Consider the following 21,040-nt stretch of genomic DNA (forward strand, 5'->3'; position numbering starts at 1 on the left):
TACACTACCTGGGTTTATCCATCATTGTAATTTAATTCTGAAAAAAGGGCAGTGCAGAAAATATCTATAACAAATATGAAAATAAAATCATATTACATTCCGTCAAATTAACAAAATAATCATATTAAAAAAACCGCCGAAAGGGTTTATTCAGTAGATTTATTGTATCGAAACCCGGATTCCCCAATTTTTCAAATATTACTATGGAAAGACCTCTACTCATCTTCTTATTTATGGCTTTTTTTGTTTGTGGTAATGTAAGCGCACAAACCAATCCGGCTGTGCAGCCATTACCGTATGAACAAAATTTTGACGCGTTACCATCGACTGCCGTGATATACCCGGCGGGATGGCAGGGATGGCTGCTCAGCGGCGCTCCTTCCGGCAGCTTTAATACAGCGGCACCGGCATCCGATAAACCACTGATCAGTAACGGCAGTGCGTCGGCTACCGCCAATGGTGTTTATAACTACACCGGTAAACTGGGCTTCCTGAACAGCGGCAGCGCCGACAATTCACTGGTGCTTTCCCTTAGTACCAGCGGACAGCAGAATGTACGTTTAAGCTACGATGCCATGACCATCAGGAATCCTTACGATGGCAACTCCAATACGAGGATCAATGAAATGGTTATTCAATATCGTATAGGCGTAACCGGTACCTTTACCAGTATCAATGAAACGGCCTATCAGAATGACACCATTCCGCAAACCGGTTCAGGTGTTACCTCACCGCAGCACCTGGTGAATATGTCAGTGATACTGCCGCCGGATTGTAATAACCAGGCAATAGTGCAACTGCGATGGGTAAACCGCCAGATCAGCGGCGCGGGCTCCAGGCCGGGATTTGCCATTGATAACATCACTGCATCCGGCAGTGGCAGAGATACCACTCCCCCGGTAATCACCCTCCTGGCACCGGTTAACGCGGCAGCAGACGTGTCGCCTGTCACATCTCCCGAAATTATATTCAGCGAAAACATAAAAGCCGGTAACGGGTACATCAGGTTGCACAACAGTAACAGTGGGATAACAGACAGTTTTCCGGTAACCGGTAACGCTATTGTAATTAATAACAATAGCGTTACCCTGAAACAAATCCTGCAACCCCACAGTCATTATTACATCACGCTGGACAGTGGATTAGTAAAGGATCTGTCGGATAATAATTTCGCAGGTATGGCAGATACCACGCAATGGAATTTCACTACTGGCAGCCAGGAACTCAGCTATAACTTCAACGACTGTACGCCAATTGGCAGCAGCCAGTTGAGCGGGGGTTTCACACAATACAGTGTAACTGGCGCGCAGCTATGGGGATGTACAAATTTCGGTCAGCAGAACAGCAATGGTGTACAGATAAATGGTTACAGTGGCGGAGCTGTTGAAAATGAAGACTGGCTGATATCTCCCGTATTTGATCTCACCGGTTTGCAATTCCCGCTGTTACAATTCAGCAGCCGCACTGCGTTTGCCGGACCCGCACTTAGTCTGCGTGTTTCCACTAACTACACGGGCAGCGGCGATCCGCGCAGTGCTACCTGGACTAGGCTGAATGGCCGTTTTCCTGAACCCGGCAGCGACGTGTGGACGCTATCTTCCGGTATTAATCTCGCTGCCTACAAACAGACAGGCGTTTATATTGCTTTTGTTTATACATCCGGCCCTGCCGTTCAGGCGGCACGCTGGACGATTGATGATTTCAGGCTGACGGATACCACCGCTGCGCCGGCGCCGAGTTTGAACAGCAGTCCTGTTGCTATTGACTTCGACTACGTAAAATCCGGGCAAATATCAGAAGCACAGCGTGTTAGTTTCTGGGCCAATGATTTTACCGGAGAGCTGAAAATCACTGCCCCGGCAGGTTTCATGGTATCAGGTGACAGCTCCAGTTACAGCAGTCAGGTCATTTTCACTGCAGCAGCATTGGCTGCCGGTCCGCAGGAAGTATTTATAAAATTCGCTCCCACGGCTGCTGATCAGGCTTACAGCGGCCAACTTACCTTCAGCGGTCCCGGTTTCCCCGGCCGTTCCATTGCACTCAGCGGCACATCGTTGCGGTCATTAAAAGTGGTGAACTGGAATATAGAATGGTTTGGCAGCCCGGCTCAAAACCCGGCCAACGATAGTTTACAGCAAGCCAATGTAACCACCATCCTGAAAAAACTGGACGCCGATATTTTTGCGTTGGCAGAAGTAGTGGACACTGCCCGTTTCCGTGCGGTGGTGAGCCAGTTACCGGGTTATAGCTATGTGTTATCTGACTTTGGCTCTTATGCAGATAGTACCACGGATGCTGATTATGTTTCGGCGCAGAAGCTCGCGTTTGTGTATAAAACGGCTGTGATCCGTAAAATCAGCACTTACGGCATATTAAGACAGGGAGGCAGCAGCAATGCTTATTATAACTGGTCGTCCGGCAGGTTCCCTTATGAAATGGAGGCTACTGCCAAACTGGGTAATGACTCGGCGCGTATCCGGTTCATATTATTGCATGCGAAGGCCAATACAGGAACAAAGCCCGAAAAGATTACTTCCTGGAATCGTCGCAAAGATGGGTTGAAGGAGTTGAAAGATACGCTGGACGTGCAATATCCGTATAGCAATATTATTATGCTGGGAGATTTTAATGACGATCTGTCAAAAACTATTACAACGGAGTTATTACCGGATACTACTACTTCATATATTGACTTCATCCGCGACAGTATCAATTACCGGCCGTTGACCCTGCCCTTGAGTTTATCGGGTCAGCGTTCCACCGTCAGCTACGCCTCGGTGATCGACAATGTGATCGGTTCCAACGAGGTGGGTGTTGCTTATTTACCGGCATCCGCACGGATACAAACCCAGGTAGCGGGGCTGGTAAGCAGTTATGGTACTACTACCACGGATCATTACCCGGTATTAAGCAGGTATAATCTGGGTATTTTGGGTAATCCTTTACCGGTAGAAAACTTCGATGCCCGGGCCGATGGCGGTAAAGTGCTGGTTAGCTGGCATATGCCTTATGAAATCAACAGCAGCAGGTTTGTGATAGAACGTTCCCGGAATCTCCGGACTTATGAGGCGGTGGACACGGTGGCTGCTCATGGCAGTACCGCGGAGGCATCCGATTATATTTCCTATGATGAGCAACCCTGGCCGGGATTTTCCGCTTACCGGTTAAAAACAATTGGGCTGGACAGCAGCGTAAGGTACAGTCCGGTTAAAATGGTATTGGTAACGGACAAGGACTTCTGGCGGAAGCTGTTATGGTGCATATTTGGCCACCAGTTGCAGTATTGGCTGGATTGGCCCCGCAGTGGTGATGCTAATATAACGTTGCTGGATGTGCAGGGTCGTGTTCGTTACCAGGGCAGAACTACCTTTGTAAAGGGCCGGAACTACAGAACTATCGCTACCGACCAGTTACCTGCGGGCATATATTTCCTGAGAGTGCAGTCGGGTGAATTGGTGCAGGTGACCAAGATTCTTATTAATCAGTGATCTTTTTTGAAAAAACCATGCAAATGAGACGCCGCCCTGTTTACCGGGGCGGCTTTTTATGTATGGGTATCAAGTAATTACGCATTATTCTCTATAAAAGGCAAGATATTTAGGGAAATCGGCCTTTCATGCGTGGAAATAAGGAATAGTTCAGTATCTTTGCGGTCCTAATTTTTTAATTAAACCATTTAAAACAGGGAATTATGAACTACGAATTGATGGTGATCTTTACCCCTGTGCTTTCTGAGGACGACTACAAAGCCGCCCAAAAGAAATTCGCTGATATCATTAAAGATAACGGCGGAGAAATCACGCACGAAAATCCCTGGGGATTAAGATCACTGGCGTATCCTATCCGGAAGAAGACTACAGGAATGTATGTTGTTCTGGAATACAATGCGCCATCCGACCTCAATGAGAAGCTGAAAATCCAGCTGAATCGCGATGAAAATGTATTACGTCACATGATTACTGCGCTGGACAAGCACGCTGTTACTTACAACGGTCGCAAAAGACATGGCGTAAATGCTGAATCTAAAACCACTGAAGCTTAAAACTATGGCAGTTAAACCGAAACAAGAAATCAAGTACTTAACGGCCGTAAAAACCGAGAAACGTCAGAAGAAATACTGCCGTTTCAAGAAGTTGGGCATCAAGTACGTAGATTACAAAGACGCGGAGTTTTTGAAGAAATTTTTGAACGACCAGGGCAAGATGTTGCCACGTCGTATTACGGGTAACTCCCTGAAATTTCAGCGTAAAGTAGCCCAGGCTATTAAGAAAGCTCGTCAAATGGCTTTATTGCCTTATGTTACTGACCTTTTAAAGTAAGAAGTTATGCAAATTATCTTAATACAAGACGTAGATAACCTGGGTCAGAAGAATGAACTGGTTAGCGTAAAAAATGGTTACGCCAGGAATTTCCTGATTCCTCAGAAATTTGCGGTAGAAGCAAGCCCTTCCAACATGAAGCAGCTTCAGGAACGCCTGAAAGTGCAGAAAGTGAAAGAAGAGAAACTGCTGGCTGAAATTGCGAAAGTAGTAGAAGTGTTGAAAGCTTCTCCTGTTAAAATTGGCGCTAAAACCGGTACATCCGGTAAGATCTTCGGTAGCGTAACTGGTGTTCAGATTGCCCGTGCAATTAAAGAACAGAAAGGTTATGAAATTGACCGTCGCCGCATCCACATCCTGGATGATGTTAAAGAACTGGGTACCTACAAAGCTCGCCTCGATTTCGGTAAAGGCAACGAAACCGAACTGGAATTTGAAGTAGTAGCTGAGTAATATTCCAACTTGTTTGGAAAGAAGAAAGTCCCGGGCTGAATCAGCCCGGGATTTTTTTGTATCAATATGATTGCATTTATGTTTCATTAACGAATGGCAACTGAGTTGTTGATAGATTTGGTTATATTTGTAATGTAACCACAATGAAACCAGCAAAACACATATCAACACCTGATCCTAAAGTCATCACTATTCTGAAGAAGATGATAGCGGATAAGAAATTGATTCATGATTACATTACGAACGGCCGTGATTTATCTGAATTAAAATCTAAAGGTATTAAGTTTGTTCAGCCCTTATAAACTCACAGAATTAAAAGTCGGGTTATATCAATTTACAACTGATCAAGAGGTTGTTTATAATGTATATTTTGGGGATGGCATCTGCTATTTTCAGGATTATCCGGAATTTTCCGATGATGTAATGACATTCGGATTTGACAGGATTAGTAGCCCCCACTCTAAATCCCGCGCCGACATAAAAATCCGCTTTACAATTACCCATCACATTCTTAATCTCCTTAATGAAAAGCAAGACAAAATCTTATTTTTTGTCTGCGATAGTGCAGACAGCAGAGGAACGGCCAGAATGAGAATGTTTGAGCATTGGTACCAGCAGCAAAAAATCAGTTTTCTTGAAAAATATAATGAGTCTATCACCACATCAGAAATAGATATTCACTGTTCCATCATTCTTCATTCAAAAAACGTTATGAAGGAACACATCATTTCCAGCTTTCGCAATCTCAGTAAATCCACCGCCGAAAAACTCAAATCTTATTAGTATTTTCATACCAATATTCCGCCATGAGTATGAAAAAAATTATCTTCTTCTTTATCGTTGTTGTTACCGCCTCGGCCTGCAGCACCAGAAATCACAGGCCCGGACTTCCCCGGCTGACCACCATCAGCATCCAGGGAGAAAGCATGCCCCAGTATACCTTCCGGTATGATCAGCAGGGCAATCTCGCTGAACTGGTACATCACCGGCCATTAAACGATACCATCAGCACTTTTTCCTATGATCATTCCCACCGGATTACCGGAATGGTATTATCCAACCGGGAAAATAACGTCACAGCAGTAAAAGAGCGCGCTAAAGTCACTTCCTGGGATAAAGATGGTAACATCGCTACCGTACAATACTTTGATGCAAAGGAACAACTGCTCCGCGTTACCAATGTTCGCTGGAAGAACGGGTTACCTGCTGCCATGAAGTACTCCGATTCCACACAGGCAGTCAGCTGGAATTATGATGCCGCAAACCCAGTAAGAAAAGATATCTGTATCGATAGTTTCTCAGGCAAAAAAGAAGATACCTTAGTTACTTTGAGAACTGCAAAATACGAATGCGAAGATTCTATTAACCCCCTGCATCCCCTGGCCAATCAGTTGCTGCTCAGTCATGCTGTGGCTCCGGTCGTCAACCTTTCTCCCCAGGGTGACTTATCAGACGCTTTTCTGCACCTGAATACCCATAATCCTTTTCTTATCAAGATTACAGAAAAAGAAAAAACACGCTGCCAGCAAGGTTTACTCGAATATGACCGCACTACCACTGTTCAATATGCCTACTATTTCAACGGCGGCCGCCAATATCCGGCTGGCGCCTGGGTGCATTTACACAGTGAAGGATATACCAAATTGGGAAGTGACAACCATTTTGCACTTGAATATCAATACGAATAACGCGCAATTGGGGATTTTTCATTAACTTTTAGGAGATGAAAATCACAGACCGATTAAAGGAGATGCCGGTTACACTGGTGTTGATCGGCATAAACGTACTTGTATTTCTTTACACCATACTAACAGGAATGAGTATATGGTGGGGAGATGGAACCCACCTGCTGCATGCTGGCGCCAACTATTGGTCACTGACCATAGAGCAACAGCAGTACTGGCGGCTATTTGTCAGCATGTTCCTGCATGCAGGAATGGGCCATCTTTTCACAAATATGCTGGGACTGTTTATTGGAGGCATTTTCCTGGAACCGGTATTGCGTAGTTTCCGTTATGGCCTTGCCTATATGATCACAGGATTAATATCCGACTATGTCAGCATCTGGTATCATAAAGGCGCAGTGGGTGTAGGCGCTTCCGGTGCTATTTTTGGTATTTACGGTGTATTCCTGGCGCTGCTCACCACTCCCCTCTTCCCGGCGGAGATAAGGAAAGCGTTTCTGGCTTATATTGGTTTATTTATAGCATTAAATGTAATAGCTGCTGCGGTTTCACAAGGAGTGGATAATGCAGCACACCTGGCTGGCTTTCTGAGCGGCGCCCTTACCGGGTATCTTTTCTTTTTTACACTGACAAAAGCAGATGGGGAAAGACTTACCCGCTAAACCTCTTCCGAAATTCTAAATACTTACATTTGTACACTTAAATGCAACAAAAGATGATGAATAAGTTATGGTTTCTGCTGTGTGTATGCGCAATAATGATATTGAGCTGCAAAAACAAAACAGCAGATAACACCAACGCCACTGCCAACGATTCCACACCGCCTGCTATTAATAAAACTCCCGATGATACCGTTCAGCTGGGTAATAAAACCTTCTTCGTGTACTTTATCGAAAAAACAGATTTCGATAAATTTCCGCTTGCTCCCCCGGATTCCAGCGAAGCAGATGTACTGGCAAAAGACAGCCTCGTAAAAAGGGAAGGTAATAAACTAACCATCCAGCTGGAAAATGGAAAGCAAAAGATCATGGCGAATAACAACAACGACGGCGAAGATTATATCGGCTATACCTATGCCGGCAGTTATCCAGCTATCAAAAGAAAAGGATTTTTTATTACCTACTACGAAGGCAGTGCCTTTGAGCTGGTAAATACCCTGAATGGCGATTCTATGGTAACCTGGTCGGCCCCCGCCGTTTCACCGGATAAAAAGTATATCATCACCGCATCAATGGACCTCGTAGCCGCTTTTGATCCTAATGGGTTTCAACTGTTTTCTGTAAATGGTAACGACATAAAAGCCGTGGGAGAAGCCAGCCTCGACGACTGGGGTCCGGGCCTGGTACACTGGATCAATAACAAAACCATTCTATCTGAATACATTACAATAGACGAGGAAGGAAATACACAAATACGCTATGTAAAAATGGTAATGCAATAACAGTATTTAGTATATTTAGTGAGATATCGCATATCAAATCCACGCTCATGAAAAAACTGTTCACCGCTGGTTTATTAATAGCACTCACCTCTTGCTATACCGCTTTTGCCGCGCTCTCCCCAGTTAATACAAGATTTCAGGCGCCTACCATGAATGTGGAGGGAACTGCCAGTTCAATCGTGAGCAAACTGGATAAATCGTTGATCCTTACCGAAACGCAAAAGCCCAAACTACTTAATATCGTAACTAATTACCTGCGACAAAAAGTCAATATCCAACCACTGCAACAAAGTAACCTGAAAGCTTATACTACCAAGATGAACAGTATGCAAAATGGATTGCATGCAAAGCTGAAACCCCTGCTAACACTCACACAATACACAGAGTTCCTGGGGCTAAAACCTAAATCCTTCGACGACACAAATGTTTTGTCGCAATTATATTACTAAGCAACGCGGATTTTGTCTTGGCTCAGGATTACGCTGATTATACTGATTAGTTTGATTTTTACTTTTGGATTTTTTCTGATTTTTAGATTCAATAATAATTAAGGGAGATAAGAGCGAATATATCCGCTTCTATCTCCCTTAATCCTTTATAAAATCCAAAAGTAAAAATCAAACTAATCAGTATAATCAGCGTAATCCTGAGCCAAGACAACATCAAATGATAATCTGCCGGTCGCGCGCTACGATACGCCAGTTGGCGACCACCGCATTGCGCTCCGCTACATATGCTTTTTCATATAGCGCCACGGTGGGGCATATATGTTTTGGTACTCCATACAACACTGTGCCCACGGGATATTGGGTTGCATCCGCTACTTTCAATACCAGGTGCTCTTCACTCTGCGATACCGGTTCTGCTGCCGGTGCATTCAGGAATTGCACCCTTGGCTGCGGATTCTCTGCTGCTACGGATTTATGCCCGAGATCAACGCAAATATGCTGTTCATCGATAACAGAAATCACGCGGCTGATCACCAACGCAGCCCATTTAAACGGCTGCTCCGGCAGGTTAGCTGCGTAGCCCGCATCCCAGAAAATGAAAGTACCCGGACTGCAAGTGATACCTTTCCTTGCTGCATGTACCGGGAACGTGGGTGTGCCACCTGCAACAATCTCCGGCTGTGGTAACCCACTATTTGTTACAGCCGCTGCCAGTGCAGCAACAGGTGCATATGCTTCATCACAACGCCGTTTTCGTATATCCATATCCGTATCATGCAGGTGACCGTCGTATGCGTGTAACCCTACAGGCACTACTCCCGGCAAAGTGTTAAGATATTGGTATACCTCCAGCGCGTTGGGCCCGGGCCTGACACCGGTGCGGTTCATTCCTATATTAAGATCCACATATACGGGCAACCGGCGCCCCTGCGCAGCGAAAACAGTACTGATAGCCAGGGCAGCATCAGCGTTGTCGGTAACACAGGAAAAAACGGTATGCGGATATTTCTGTACCAGTTCCAGCAAACGCACAATCTTCGGTCCCACCGGCTGATAAGCCATTAAAGCATCAGCTGCATTTACCATCCCCAGCATCTCTCCTTCGGCAATGGTGGCAAACTTAAAACGTCTTATTCCCTCTTCCATGATCAGCTGTATTACCTCAGCGATCTTACTCGTTTTTACGTGTGGGCGTAACCGTTGTATGTCATCGATCATTGTTTTTAGCAATGAGATGTTATCCTTTATCCTGTCTTTATAAATAACAATTGCCGGAGAATCAATCTGCGCAGCATTTGTAAGTTGATACCATTCCATGCAGGGAAATTTAAACTATACTACGTATAATCATACACGTTATACAAACAAACTTAGGATCAAACAGCCAATTAAACCTGTTACTGATACAATAGTTTCCATTATCGACCAGGTTTTAATAGTGTCTTTCACAGACAAGTTAAAGTATTCCTTAAACATCCAGAAACCGGCATCATTTACATGGGAAAACATCAGGCTGCCCGCACCGGTAGCCAGTACCATCAGACTCGGATTTACACCGGATGCAGCAATCATAGGCGCTACAATCCCGGCGGTTGTGAGTCCTGCTACAGTAGCAGATCCTATACACACCCGGATGATAGCCGCAATACCCCATGCCAGGATTAACGGGTGCAGGTGCATATTCTGAAGCGTGGTAGCAATGTAACTGCTAACTTTGCTGTCGTGCAGCAACTGCGTAAGCGCACCGGAGCCGCCTATTACCAGGATGATAACGGCTACATCCCGCACGGCATCATCCATTATTACCATTACTTTTTTTGCGGGCATTCCTCTTCTCAATCCCAATAAATACATGCCGTTCAACACTGCCAGCAACATCACTATCAACGGCTCTCCCAGCCAGTTGGCCAGTCTGAAAAGAAAAGTATCTTCAGGTATCCATAACTTGACCAAAGCCGTCACCGCCAGTAAAAATACCGGTAACAACGCAGCAAAGAGACTCACAAACATACCCGGCAATTGTTCTTCCGGAATCGGTGGCGCCACAAACATTTTTCCCGGGGGATTGGTGTAGTGTTTCAGGAAACGCGAAAATACCGGTCCCGCCAGCACAATAGCCGGAATAGCCACCATAACACCGTACAACAAAGTAAGCCCCATGTTGGCATGAAACTGCTGTATCAACGCAGTTGGAGAGGGATGCGGCGGCAGGTATCCATGCGTTACTGATAAAGACGCGAGCATAGGAATACCGAGATATACCACCGGTAACTTTGTACGTGCCGCCACGGTGAAGATCAGGGGCACCATCAGCACAAACCCGATATTGTAAAACAAGGGAATCCCCACTATAAAACCAGTGAGCATCAACGACCATTGCACATACTTTGGTCCGAACAGGTTCATTAAACCGCCGGCAATCTTTTGCCCGGCGCCGCTTTCCGCCACCAGCTTTCCAAGCATGCTGCCGAAAACAATCACCACAATCAGGGACCCTAACGTTTTACCTATGCCTGTTTGAATAGACTGCGTGATGTCTGTTACGTTCATATGTAACGCCAGTCCCATCAGCAAAGACACTATAAGGAAAGAGAGGAAAGTATTTAAACGCCACCAGGCGACCAGTATTACCAGCAAGAGGATGGCCGCAATAACAATTAATAAGGGCATACAGCTGTTGTTTTACATGAACATGGAAAACAACAAGATAATAAAATATTATTCGTATCTCAAGGCTATAATCGGATCTAATTTGGAAGCCTTATAGGCAGGATATAAACCGGAAACGAGCCCTACTGCAGCACAGATAGTTACTCCAATAATGATCCAGAACCACGGTACAATGAAAGCAGAGCTCAGTAATACGGAAACAATATTTCCCAGGAGCATGCCCATAATTACACCGATCACCCCTCCCATTACACTGATAATAATAGACTCATACAGGAATTGGGTACGCACCACGTGACTAGTGGCTCCCAACGCTTTGGTAACACCTATTTCGCGGGTTCTTTCGGCTACCGATACCAGCATAATGTTCATCAGTCCAATAGCAGAACCAAAGAGCGTAATAAAGGCAATAACAATAGCAAAGAGGTTCACTTTGCCCAAACTGGAAAAAAGCATTTCTGCAATACTATCGCTCTTGCTGATCTCAAAATTATCTTCTTCATTAATATTCAATCCGCGTATAATACGGAACAGGCCTGTGGCCTCTCCCTGGGCGGCGTCCATTTGCTTGATATCTTTTACGGCTACTGCTATCTGGTAACTGGCGTTGGGCCGGTTAAATACCCTGCGGGTATTATTCACCGTGGTGATCACCACGTTATCGGCGCTCATCATTTTGCTGCTGCCTTTTGATGCCAGTACCCCTACTACGCGGTACCGGATGTCTCCCACGCGGATCGTACTGTTCACCACATTTTTAAGCTGTTTGCCAAATAGTTTCTCCGCCACATCAATTCCAAGAATAGCCACATTTCTGCCGGACTGAACATCCAGCTGGTTAAAATCCCTTCCCTGTGAAATCTCATAATTGGAAATCTGCAGGTAGTGTTCATCTCCCCCTATCACCTGTACATTGGGATTCGTTTTCTTATCATCTTTATATACCGTGGCAATACCGGTGGCCTGGAAAGACACACTCACCACAGCCGGGAAGTGATAACGGTCCCGGAAGGCCACTGCTTCCTGGTAACGGATAATTTTATTGCTGTTGGATTTTTTTACCTTTTTTACATGCTTGTTTCCCTTGGAAGCTTTATTGTTATCATCCCCGATATGCACCTGCATCCCCCGGTTACGGATAGAGAAACTGTTAGCGCCCATGCTCGCAAAGCTGCTGTAGATGCTGTTCTTCATACTGTCGATCGCCGTAAGAATACCTACCAGTACCGTGATACCCAATGCAATGATGGACACAGTAAGACCAGTACGCAACTTGTTGCTGGTTACAGAACGGTATGCCAGGGAAAAAATATCTCTTGATTGCATAATAACGGGTTACCTATAAAGTTAACGTAATATAGCTATTTAATCCATTCAATTTGGGATGAACGGCGGGTAACGGCGATCAGTATAAAAGAGAAGACCGAAGCGGATCAGGTAAATCGCTTCGGTCTTCTCCCTATGTTATAAGCTCACAGCTTTTACATCCAGCATAATAAAAGGTTCGGGAACAGGCCCAATACCAGCACCAGTGCTATGGCCAGGATCAGGGCAGCCTTAAAACCGCCTGAAACAGGTTCTACTTCGGGTTCCCCCTGTTTAAAATACATGGCAATGATCACGCGGAAGTAATAGTACACGCTGATAGCAGCACACAATACTGCTATGATCACCAGCCATAAAATATGACCATGTTCGATAGCCGCGGCTAAAACAAAATATTTTGCAAAGAAACCAGCTGTAACAGGGATACCAGCCAGGGAAAACAGGAACACTGCCACCGCTGCCGCCAGCAAAGGCTCCTTGCGGGCCAGGCCGTTGAATCCTTCAAAGGTATAATCCTTCAGTTTCATCAGTACCGCAAAAACGCCGATAGTGGCAATACTGTAGGCGGCGGAGTACAGGATAATTCCCTGCGCGCCCCTGTTATTCATAGCCACTACTGCAAACAGCATAAAGCCTGCCTGCGCAATACTGGAATAAGCCAGCATCCGTTTCACACTCTGCTGGAAAACTGCGCTGAAGTTACCAAGTATCAGGGTCGCTGCTGTGATAATAGAAAGGATCAGTGTCCAGTGTCCGCTGATGCTGCCACCGGCAAAGCTGGTGTGGAACATCCGCAGGAAAGCAACAAATCCACCTGCTTTTACCACGGTAGACATAAAGGAAGTGAATACAGTGGGGGAACCATCGTATACATCCGGTGTCCAGAAGTGGAATGGTACTGCAGATACTTTAAAAGACAGGGCAAATACCATCAGGATGATGCCGCATAACGCCAACGGATGCACGCTTTCTGCACCAAGTCCTAATGCTGCAATATCAAAAGTGCCGGCGGCGCCATAAATCAGGGTAATACCCATGAGCAGGATACCGGTAGAAAAAGACCCCATCAGGAAATACTTCAGGGATGCTTCATTGCTTTTGAGGCTTTTCTTATCTGCTCCCGCAAGAATATATTGCGGGATAGACATAATTTCAATCGCCAGGAACAACATCAGCAGGTTACTGAACGAGGTAGCCAGCGAAATACCCGCCAGGATAAAGAATACCAGGGCGAAATAATCAGCTACATGTTCTCCTACCTTTTCAAATTCACTGCCCGACAACAGGAAATATAACAAAGTGGCGCCCAATGCTACAGCGTTGAACAACACACCAAATTTGGTCACTTCAATCATGCCATACATGATATACCCGCCCTGCTCTACAGACGGATATTGCGCCAGATTAGCAATAAATGCTATGAGGATGGCCGCGATGGCAAAAAATTTAATATGCTGCTTATTGCGTACAAATAAACCAACAAACATCAGTACAACGCCCGATAAAGCAGTAGAAATTAGTGCATTCATATTTTTGCGTTACAAAACCCCGTTACAAATTTTTCCATTCCGGTATTCAGTTTTTGGCTGAAGATCAGAATAATTTACTTACCACATCAGACGTGCCGCTCACCAGATCCAGCATAGGTTTGGGATAAACGCCCAATACTATGATCATGATCACCACCAGGCTCAGTGCCAGTGTTTCACCCGGCTGCAGATCTGTAGTAGTTTCGGTTAATTCATTTCCTTCGCCAAATATCACTTTCTGAATCATACCCAGGGTATATACAGCAGAGAGAATGATACCTAATCCGGCAAATGCCATAAACCAGTGATTATATTGGAACAATCCGCTGAACATCAGGAACTCACCAATGAAACCATTGGTCAGTGGTAAACCGATGTTAGCCAGACTGATAATAACGAGGAAAATAGCCATGCGTGGCGCCTTCTGTGCCATGCCGCCCATCTGGTCGAGATTTTTGATCCCTAAACGGTTCTGAATGACTTCCACGATGATCCACAAACCAATAATATTGATACCGTGGTTAAACATCTGTACCATTACTCCCTGCAGGCTTTGTTCGTTATTGGCGAAAATAGCGGCGCACATCAAACCGATGTGGGCAATGGAAGAGTAAGCAATCAGGCGTTTCAGGTCGTTTTGTACCATTGCAATGCAGGAAGCATAGATGATACCGATGATACATAATACAATAGCTACATCAGACCACATGGCAGCGCCCTGTGGCACTACCGGCAGCAGCCAGCGGATCACCCCAAATAAACCCATTTTCACCATTACCCCGGAAAGGATCATGGTAACAGGGGTGGGCGACTGCTCGTAAGTATCGGGCTGCCAGGTGTGAAACGGAAATACCGGCATCTTGATGGCGAATGCCACAAAGAACAGCCAGAACAGCCATTTCTGGTCGTCCGGATTTAGCGCCGCACTTGTAAAGGAAGCCCAGCTGAAGGAATGATCCGGTGTTTGAAAGTAGATATAGATAATACCTACCAGCATCAGCAACGAACCGAGGAAAGTGTATACAAAGAATTTAAAGGTAACGGCGATCCGTTTTTCACCACCCCATAAAGAGCAGAGGAAATAAACAGGTATCAGGGCCAGTTCCCAGAATATGTAAAACTGCAGGGCATCGAAAGCGGTGAATACACCAGTTAAGCCAGCCTGCGATAATAACATCAGACCATAAAAGGCATTGGCCTTTTCGTAGTTGCGGTTATAAATAGTAATGAAAACAAGCAGAGAAGCAATCGCTGTAAGTAAGCAAAGCATCACACCCATTCCATCTAATCCAACACGGAATTGACTTCCCAGCTGCGGAATCCAGTCGGCAACAAAGTTCAGGCTGTCGGGAGCAGTACGAAAGCGGCACCACGATCCAATTGCCAACACCACTGTTGCCAGCGATGAGATCATGCCCAGCACTTTTGGCCCGGACCCCTTCAGACCAAATGCAATAAGGCCCGCTATGAAAGGAATCAATATTAATAAAACTGTCAACATAATTTATCTGCGCTTGTAACTTCTGCTATTGGTTTATAATAAGAATCCGATCACAAATAATACGATCATACCGATGACCATGGCAAAGATGTAAAAACCTACCTGCCCGTTTTGTACCAGGCGGATCTGCTGACCTCCCCATTGTACACCGCGGCCTACACCGTTCACCAGCTTGTCGATACCCGCCTTTTCCACCGTATCACGGAAGAAACGGGACGACAATTCATACAATGGTTTTACGATAATAGTATCATACAGTTCATCTATATACCATTTGTTTTCGAGCACTTTTGCCAAACCAGTACTTTCTGTACCCGCATCTTCAAACTTCGTAAATTTCTGACGCGCCAGCAGGATAAATACAATCACCAGCACACTGCTCACACCCATCAGCAACCATTCTGTACTGTGCGACAGGTGATGTTCCACTGCAAAAGGTGCAGATGGTGCAAACACCGGCGCCAGGTATTCGGCCAGCATATTCTTTGTTCCAAACACTTCGGGTAAACCAACATAACCACCTATCACGGAAAGTACTGCCAGGATTACCAAAGGAATGGTGATAGCAGAAGGACTTTCATGCAGGTGATGCTCCTGTTCGTGTGTGCCACGGAATTTACCAGTGAAGGTGATGTAGTATAAGCGGAACATGTAGAAGGCAGTCATCAGTGCGCCTAACAGGCCCAGTACATATAATACCGGGTTGTTGGCAAATGCCTGCGCCAGGATTTCATCTTTGGAGAAGAAGCCGGAGAAACCGGGAATACCCGCAATCGCCAGGCATCCTACCAGGAAGGTCCATGCAGTAGTAGGCATGAATTTTTTGAGGCCACCCATCTTCCTGATATCCTGTTCGCCACCCATTGCGTGGATCACGGAACCGGAACCCAGGAACAGGAGGGCTTTGAAGAAGGCGTGTGTCATTACATGGAACACAGCCGCTCCATAAGCGCCCACACCGAGGGCAAGGAACATATAACCTAACTGGCTCACCGTAGAATAAGCCAGTACTTTTTTAATATCGTTTTGCTTTAAAGCAATAGAAGCTGCAAACAGGGCAGTAGCCAGACCGATGATCGCGATTACTGTCTGGATATGCGGCGCGAGTGTATAAATCACGTTGCTGCGTGCAATCATATAGATACCGGCGGTCACCATCGTAGCAGCGTGGATCAGCGCAGACACCGGGGTAGGACCAGCCATCGCATCCGGTAACCAGGTATATAAAGGAATCTGTGCTGATTTACCCATTGCGCCAACAAACATCAGCATGGCAATAGCGGTGATAACGCCATTGTTCATTCCCAGCGGCGCCGCTTTGGCAAACACGTCGGGGAAAGTAACCGTACCAAACTGCAGGATCATGAAGAAGATAGCAATCAGGAAACCAAGGTCACCGATGCGGTTCATCACGAATGCTTTTTTAGCAGCATTGTTATAGCTGGTATTTTTAAACCAGAAACCGATGAGGAGATAGGAACAAAGACCAACACCTTCCCAGCCGATAAACATCATCACATAGTTGGCGCCCAGCACCAGTATCAACATGGAAAACACGAAGAGGTTGAGATAAGCGAAATATCTTGCAAAGCTTTCGTCACTTTCCTCATGCATGTAAGAAGTAGAGTAGATATGGATCAGGGTACCTACGCCGGTGATCACCAGCAGGAACAAGGCACTTAACTGATCTACCTGGAAGGCGAAAGGAATCTGCAGAGAACCTACAGAAATGAAATCAAACAGGTGTACTGTCTGAGCAGAAAATCCGGGAGCTTTAACTTCCAGGAATATTAATAAGCTAATCACAAAGGACGCCAGAACTGCGCCACTGCCAACAAATCCTACCAGGGACTTGGATAAAAATCTGCGTCCCAATCCATTCACCAGGAAACCCAATAATGGTAAAAATGGTACCAGCCAAACTAGATTAATCATTTATCAATTCTATTTACGACGTCGAAAAATTTAATAATTAAGACAGCAGAATTATTAATTTTTCAGCCTGTTAAGAATGTTAATATCTACTGAGTGTGTGTTTCTGTAGACCATAGTAATTATAGCCAGTCCTACTGCTACTTCCGCAGCCGCTACCACCATAATAAAGAATACAAAGAGTTGTGCAGAACCTGCATCTACCCTTCCTGCATCTGCCCACATTTTGGAAAATGACACCATCAACAGGTTTACTGCATTCAGCATCAGCTCAATGCACATAAAAATAATAATCGCATTTCTGCGCATCAGTACACCCATCACACCTATGCAAAACAAGGCGATACTCAGGAATATGTAATATTGAACAGGCATAAAATAAATTACGGGTTAGGAATTACGAATTACAACAGGCAATCCGTATTACTATTCTTTTTTACCAATTACCACGGCGCCGATCATTGCGCTGAGGAACAAAATACTGCTCACTTCAAACGGCACCACATATTGTTTGAACAGGATCATACCGAGATTTTTAATTAACCCGATATCAGTAGCATTTGTGCTCAATGCCGGCATGCTGGCATCGCGTAATGCAGCTACCAGTACCACCAGTAAAGCGCCCCCGCTGATAGCGCCGGCGTATTTCAGCCAGTTGCGTTTCTGCGGTTCCAGGTCAGCATTCAGGTTCATGAGCATCAGCACGTAGAGGAACAATACCATGATGGCCCCTGCATATACAATGATATGCACTACTGCCAGGAACTGGGCATTCATCATAATATAATGCCCGGCTATGGTAAAGAATGTTACGATCAGGCACAACACGCTCGTTACAGGATTTTTACTCAATACCACGCCCAACGCTGATACCAGCGCAACGACCGACAGCACCATGAAAATTATTTGTTGTATACTCATTCCCATCTCTGCTATGTTTGACTATTGTATTTTTAGCTAAATGTGCGCTGTGAATAATATTATTTGCCTTCTTTCGGATGAGGAATCAGCAGATCATCTTTTCCGTAGATAAAGCCTTTACGCTGATAGTTTGCAGGAGCAAAAGTTTCAGACATATACACTGCATCTTTGGGACAAGCTTCTTCACAAAAACCACAGAAAATGCAACGGAGCATATTGATCTCATATTTCGCTGCATACTTTTCTTCCCTGTACAGGTGCTCTTCTCCCTCTTTCCTTTCCGCTGCTTCCATGGTAATGGCTTCAGCAGGACAGGCTACTGCGCACAATCCGCAGGCAGTACATCTTTCACGGCCTTCTTCATCCCGGTTCAGTACATGTAAACCACGGAATACGGGACTGAAATCACGTGTCTTTTCAGGAAAACTAACGGTAGCTTTCTTCTGAAAAAGGTGCTTAAAAGTGATCCCCATACCTTTGGCAATAGCAGGGATGTACATCTTCTCGGCGAATGTCATCGGCCGGCGGTCTACTGCTTTCGCCCTGTTAGTTAATGCTTGCATAATGAATGCTTTATTTAATCCACACGTTTGGTGTGTATTTAATCAGATAATATTAATGTTGACGAGCCAATACCAGTGCCCCGGTGATCAGCATATTTACCAGTGCCAGCGGAATCATGATCTTCCAGCCCAAACGCATCAGCTGATCGTAACGGAATCTCGGAACGGTCCAGCGTACCCACATAAAGAAGAAAATGAAAAACAGTGTTTTCAGGAACAGCGCCACAAATCCGAGGATGGTGACCATGTTCGGATCCAGTCCCAGCTGATCCATATACGGGAAGGCATACCCGCCGAAGTACATGGTAGAGATCAGCGCAGAACTGATAAACATGTTGATATATTCCGCAAACAGGAAGAAACCCAGTTTCATGGAAGAATATTCCAGGTGATAACCACCGTTCAATTCGTTTTCTGCTTCCGGTAAATCGAAGGGAGCGCGGTTACATTCAGCAAAAGCGCATACCAGGAAGATGAAAAAGCCTAATGGCTGATATACTACGTTCCATAAACCATGACGCTGTTGTTCCACAATATCCTTTAAGCTCAGGGAGCCGGTCAGCATCAGTAATGCGATCAGGGCCAGTCCCATTGGCAGTTCGTAGGAGATGATCTGCGACGCGGCACGTACAGATGCCAGCAAAGAGTATTTATTATTGGAAGCCCAACCGCCAATCATAATACCATACACCCCCATGCTCACTACGCCGAAGATGAAAAGGATCCCGATGTTCACATCTGCTATCTGCAGGGAAACGGGACGGCCGGCAATTACCAGGGTATCACCCCAGGGAATCACGGCGCTGGTCATACAGGCCACCAACATCGCGATGGAAGGGCCCAGTACGAAGAGAAAGCGGTTAGCGTTGGTAGGAATAATTTCTTCTTTGAAGAAGAGTTTACCACCATCTGCCAATGGTTGCAGCAATCCCATAAAACCGGCGCGGTTTGGACCTAAACGGTCCTGGATCCAGGCTGCCACCTTTCTTTCACCCCAGGTAGAATACATAGCCACTACCAATGAAAGTACCAGTACCCCTGATATCAGGAGTACTTTTTCAATTATAAAAAACCAATCTATGCTTAATAAGGTCATACTTACACGTAATTACGATTGTTACTTCTTAAAATCATCAGAGTGAGCCGGGCCGTCGATCTTCGACAAATCAATGTCCGGTCTGTTTACCTGGCTTTCAGAGTGAATATTAAACAACAGTTTGGGTTGTCTTCCGTCCAATACATCCACCAGCGGATCTTTAGGTTTTACAGTATTCACGTAATGCCCCTGGGAAATAACGCTGTTACGTTCTATTTTGCGTGGACCTTCAATGATCCAGTCTTTTGCTTCTTTTTTTTCAAAGCGGCAAACATCGCAGATAAAGTCTTCCACTTCGCCGTATTTATCTTTACGGGCGGTTACGCGGAATACTTCGTCGCCGCGCATCCAAAGCACAGTTTTACCGCAGCATTTTGGATTTTCGCAATTGCGGTGTGCATCTACCGGTTTCAGGAACCATACGCGGTTTTTGAACCGGAAAGTTTGATCGGTTAAGGCCCCTACCGGGCAAACGTCGATCACGTTACCGATGAAGTCATTATCAAGCGACTGGGAGATGTAGGTGCTGATTTCAGAAGCATCACCACGGCCCAGGATGCCATGTTCGCGTTTTTCGGTAAGCTGATCAGCGGTGTACACGCAGCGGTAGCAAAGGATGCAGCGCGTCATGTGCAATTTAATATGATCACCGAGATCTACTTTATCAAAAGTTCTGCGTTTAAATTCGTAGCGGGTGCTGTCGGCGCCGTGTTCGTAACTCAGATCCTGCAGGTGGCATTCCCCGGCCTGATCACATACCGGGCAATCCAGCGGGTGATTGAGCAACAGGAATTCCACTACTCCTTTACGAGCATCCAGTACTTCCGGGGAAGTGATGTTGGCTACTTCCATACCATCCATTACAGTAGTACGGCAGCTGGCCACCAGTTTAGGCATGGGGCGTGGGTCGGCATCGGAACCTTTGGATACTTTTACCAGGCAGGTACGGCATTTACCGCCGCTGCCCTGCAGTTTGGAATAGTAACACATGGCCGGCGGCACTACCTCTCCTCCTATCTTCCGGGCCGCATTCAGTATGGTTGTACCGGGTTCCACCTCCACAGAGATGTTATCGATTTTAACCTTAAATAATTTTATTTCCTCCGCCATCTTAATATCTTTTGTGCTCGCGGGGAGCAACGTTTATTTTATATA

General features: G+C 45.6%; 20 protein-coding genes. 9 read left to right on the forward strand and 11 right to left on the reverse strand.

All coding sequences use genetic code 11. The features are described 5' to 3' along the window. The first annotated feature begins 203 nt into the window (after nt 1-203). The 9 genes from ACLHR0_RS04245 (at nt 204) to ACLHR0_RS04285 (ending at nt 8,347) form a co-directional block, all read left to right on the forward strand. Nucleotides 204-3,488, forward strand: a complete 3,285-nt coding sequence (locus tag ACLHR0_RS04245; RefSeq protein WP_436484963.1) for an Ig-like domain-containing protein — start codon at nt 204-206, stop codon at nt 3,486-3,488. A 203-nt stretch (nt 3,489-3,691) separates the two neighbouring features. Beyond that, nucleotides 3,692-4,042 (forward strand): 30S ribosomal protein S6, encoded by a 351-nt coding sequence (gene rpsF, locus ACLHR0_RS04250; protein WP_227024404.1) that lies wholly within the window; start codon nt 3,692-3,694, stop codon nt 4,040-4,042. Between the two features lie 4 nt (nt 4,043-4,046). Continuing rightward, entirely contained in the window at nt 4,047-4,319 is a 273-nt protein-coding gene (gene rpsR, locus ACLHR0_RS04255) for a 30S ribosomal protein S18 (RefSeq protein WP_079470050.1), read from the forward strand. Nucleotides 4,320-4,325: 6 nt separating this feature from the next. Beyond that, complete coding sequence (rplI, locus tag ACLHR0_RS04260) at nt 4,326-4,772, forward strand: 50S ribosomal protein L9 (protein WP_079469410.1); 447 nt, start codon at nt 4,326-4,328, stop codon at nt 4,770-4,772. A gap of 285 nt (nt 4,773-5,057) precedes the next feature. Beyond that, the gene (locus ACLHR0_RS04265) at nt 5,058-5,555 is read left to right on the forward strand and encodes a DUF6169 family protein (RefSeq protein ID WP_370909290.1); all 498 of its coding nucleotides are present in this window, start codon (nt 5,058-5,060) and stop codon (nt 5,553-5,555) included. Nucleotides 5,556-5,584: 29 nt separating this feature from the next. Further along, entirely contained in the window at nt 5,585-6,460 is an 876-nt protein-coding gene (locus ACLHR0_RS04270) for a hypothetical protein (RefSeq protein WP_436484966.1), read from the forward strand. Between the two features lie 35 nt (nt 6,461-6,495). Then, entirely contained in the window at nt 6,496-7,119 is a 624-nt protein-coding gene (locus ACLHR0_RS04275; RefSeq protein ID WP_436484968.1) for a rhomboid family intramembrane serine protease, read from the forward strand. Between the two features lie 53 nt (nt 7,120-7,172). Further along, the gene (locus ACLHR0_RS04280; protein ID WP_436484970.1) at nt 7,173-7,898 is read left to right on the forward strand and encodes a hypothetical protein; all 726 of its coding nucleotides are present in this window, start codon (nt 7,173-7,175) and stop codon (nt 7,896-7,898) included. Nucleotides 7,899-7,945: 47 nt separating this feature from the next. Continuing rightward, nucleotides 7,946-8,347: a hypothetical protein gene (locus ACLHR0_RS04285; RefSeq protein ID WP_436484972.1), complete on the forward strand. Its 402-nt coding sequence runs from the start codon at nt 7,946-7,948 to the stop codon at nt 8,345-8,347. Between the two features lie 213 nt (nt 8,348-8,560). On the opposite strand, the gene ACLHR0_RS04290 is transcribed toward ACLHR0_RS04285, so the two are convergent. From ACLHR0_RS04290 to ACLHR0_RS04340, 11 genes are all read right to left on the reverse strand, one after another. Next, complete coding sequence (locus ACLHR0_RS04290; protein WP_436484974.1) at nt 8,561-9,664, reverse strand: D-TA family PLP-dependent enzyme; 1,104 nt, start codon at nt 9,662-9,664, stop codon at nt 8,561-8,563. A gap of 39 nt (nt 9,665-9,703) precedes the next feature. After that, the gene (locus ACLHR0_RS04295) at nt 9,704-11,017 is read right to left on the reverse strand and encodes a gluconate:H+ symporter (RefSeq protein WP_436484976.1); all 1,314 of its coding nucleotides are present in this window, start codon (nt 11,015-11,017) and stop codon (nt 9,704-9,706) included. Between the two features lie 48 nt (nt 11,018-11,065). Continuing rightward, nucleotides 11,066-12,343 (reverse strand): ABC transporter permease, encoded by a 1,278-nt coding sequence (locus ACLHR0_RS04300; RefSeq protein WP_429044726.1) that lies wholly within the window; start codon nt 12,341-12,343, stop codon nt 11,066-11,068. Between the two features lie 155 nt (nt 12,344-12,498). Further along, nucleotides 12,499-13,872, reverse strand: a complete 1,374-nt coding sequence (locus tag ACLHR0_RS04305) for an NADH-quinone oxidoreductase subunit N (RefSeq protein ID WP_429044725.1) — start codon at nt 13,870-13,872, stop codon at nt 12,499-12,501. Between the two features lie 64 nt (nt 13,873-13,936). Then, entirely contained in the window at nt 13,937-15,373 is a 1,437-nt protein-coding gene (locus ACLHR0_RS04310; protein WP_370909281.1) for a complex I subunit 4 family protein, read from the reverse strand. 33 nt (nt 15,374-15,406) lie between these two features. Further along, the gene (gene nuoL, locus ACLHR0_RS04315; RefSeq protein ID WP_436484979.1) at nt 15,407-17,308 is read right to left on the reverse strand and encodes an NADH-quinone oxidoreductase subunit L; all 1,902 of its coding nucleotides are present in this window, start codon (nt 17,306-17,308) and stop codon (nt 15,407-15,409) included. A gap of 54 nt (nt 17,309-17,362) precedes the next feature. Continuing rightward, nucleotides 17,363-17,680, reverse strand: a complete 318-nt coding sequence (gene nuoK / locus ACLHR0_RS04320) for an NADH-quinone oxidoreductase subunit NuoK (protein WP_079469422.1) — start codon at nt 17,678-17,680, stop codon at nt 17,363-17,365. 51 nt (nt 17,681-17,731) lie between these two features. Then, complete coding sequence (locus ACLHR0_RS04325) at nt 17,732-18,226, reverse strand: NADH-quinone oxidoreductase subunit J family protein (RefSeq protein WP_370909279.1); 495 nt, start codon at nt 18,224-18,226, stop codon at nt 17,732-17,734. A gap of 59 nt (nt 18,227-18,285) precedes the next feature. Continuing rightward, a complete protein-coding gene (gene nuoI / locus ACLHR0_RS04330) occupies nt 18,286-18,789 on the reverse strand; it encodes an NADH-quinone oxidoreductase subunit NuoI (RefSeq protein WP_370909278.1) in 504 nt (167 codons plus the stop codon). 52 nt (nt 18,790-18,841) lie between these two features. Then, nucleotides 18,842-19,885 carry an NADH-quinone oxidoreductase subunit NuoH gene (gene nuoH / locus ACLHR0_RS04335; RefSeq protein ID WP_370909277.1) on the reverse strand — a complete coding sequence of 348 codons (1,044 nt, stop codon included), beginning with the start codon at nt 19,883-19,885 and terminating at the stop codon, nt 18,842-18,844. 21 nt (nt 19,886-19,906) lie between these two features. After that, nucleotides 19,907-20,995: a 2Fe-2S iron-sulfur cluster-binding protein gene (locus tag ACLHR0_RS04340; protein ID WP_436484983.1), complete on the reverse strand. Its 1,089-nt coding sequence runs from the start codon at nt 20,993-20,995 to the stop codon at nt 19,907-19,909. Between the last annotated feature and the right edge of the window lie 45 nt (nt 20,996-21,040).

The sequence above is a fragment of the Chitinophaga sp. ARDCPP14 genome (genome assembly GCF_051362515.1).
Lineage (GTDB): Bacteria > Bacteroidota > Bacteroidia > Chitinophagales > Chitinophagaceae > Chitinophaga.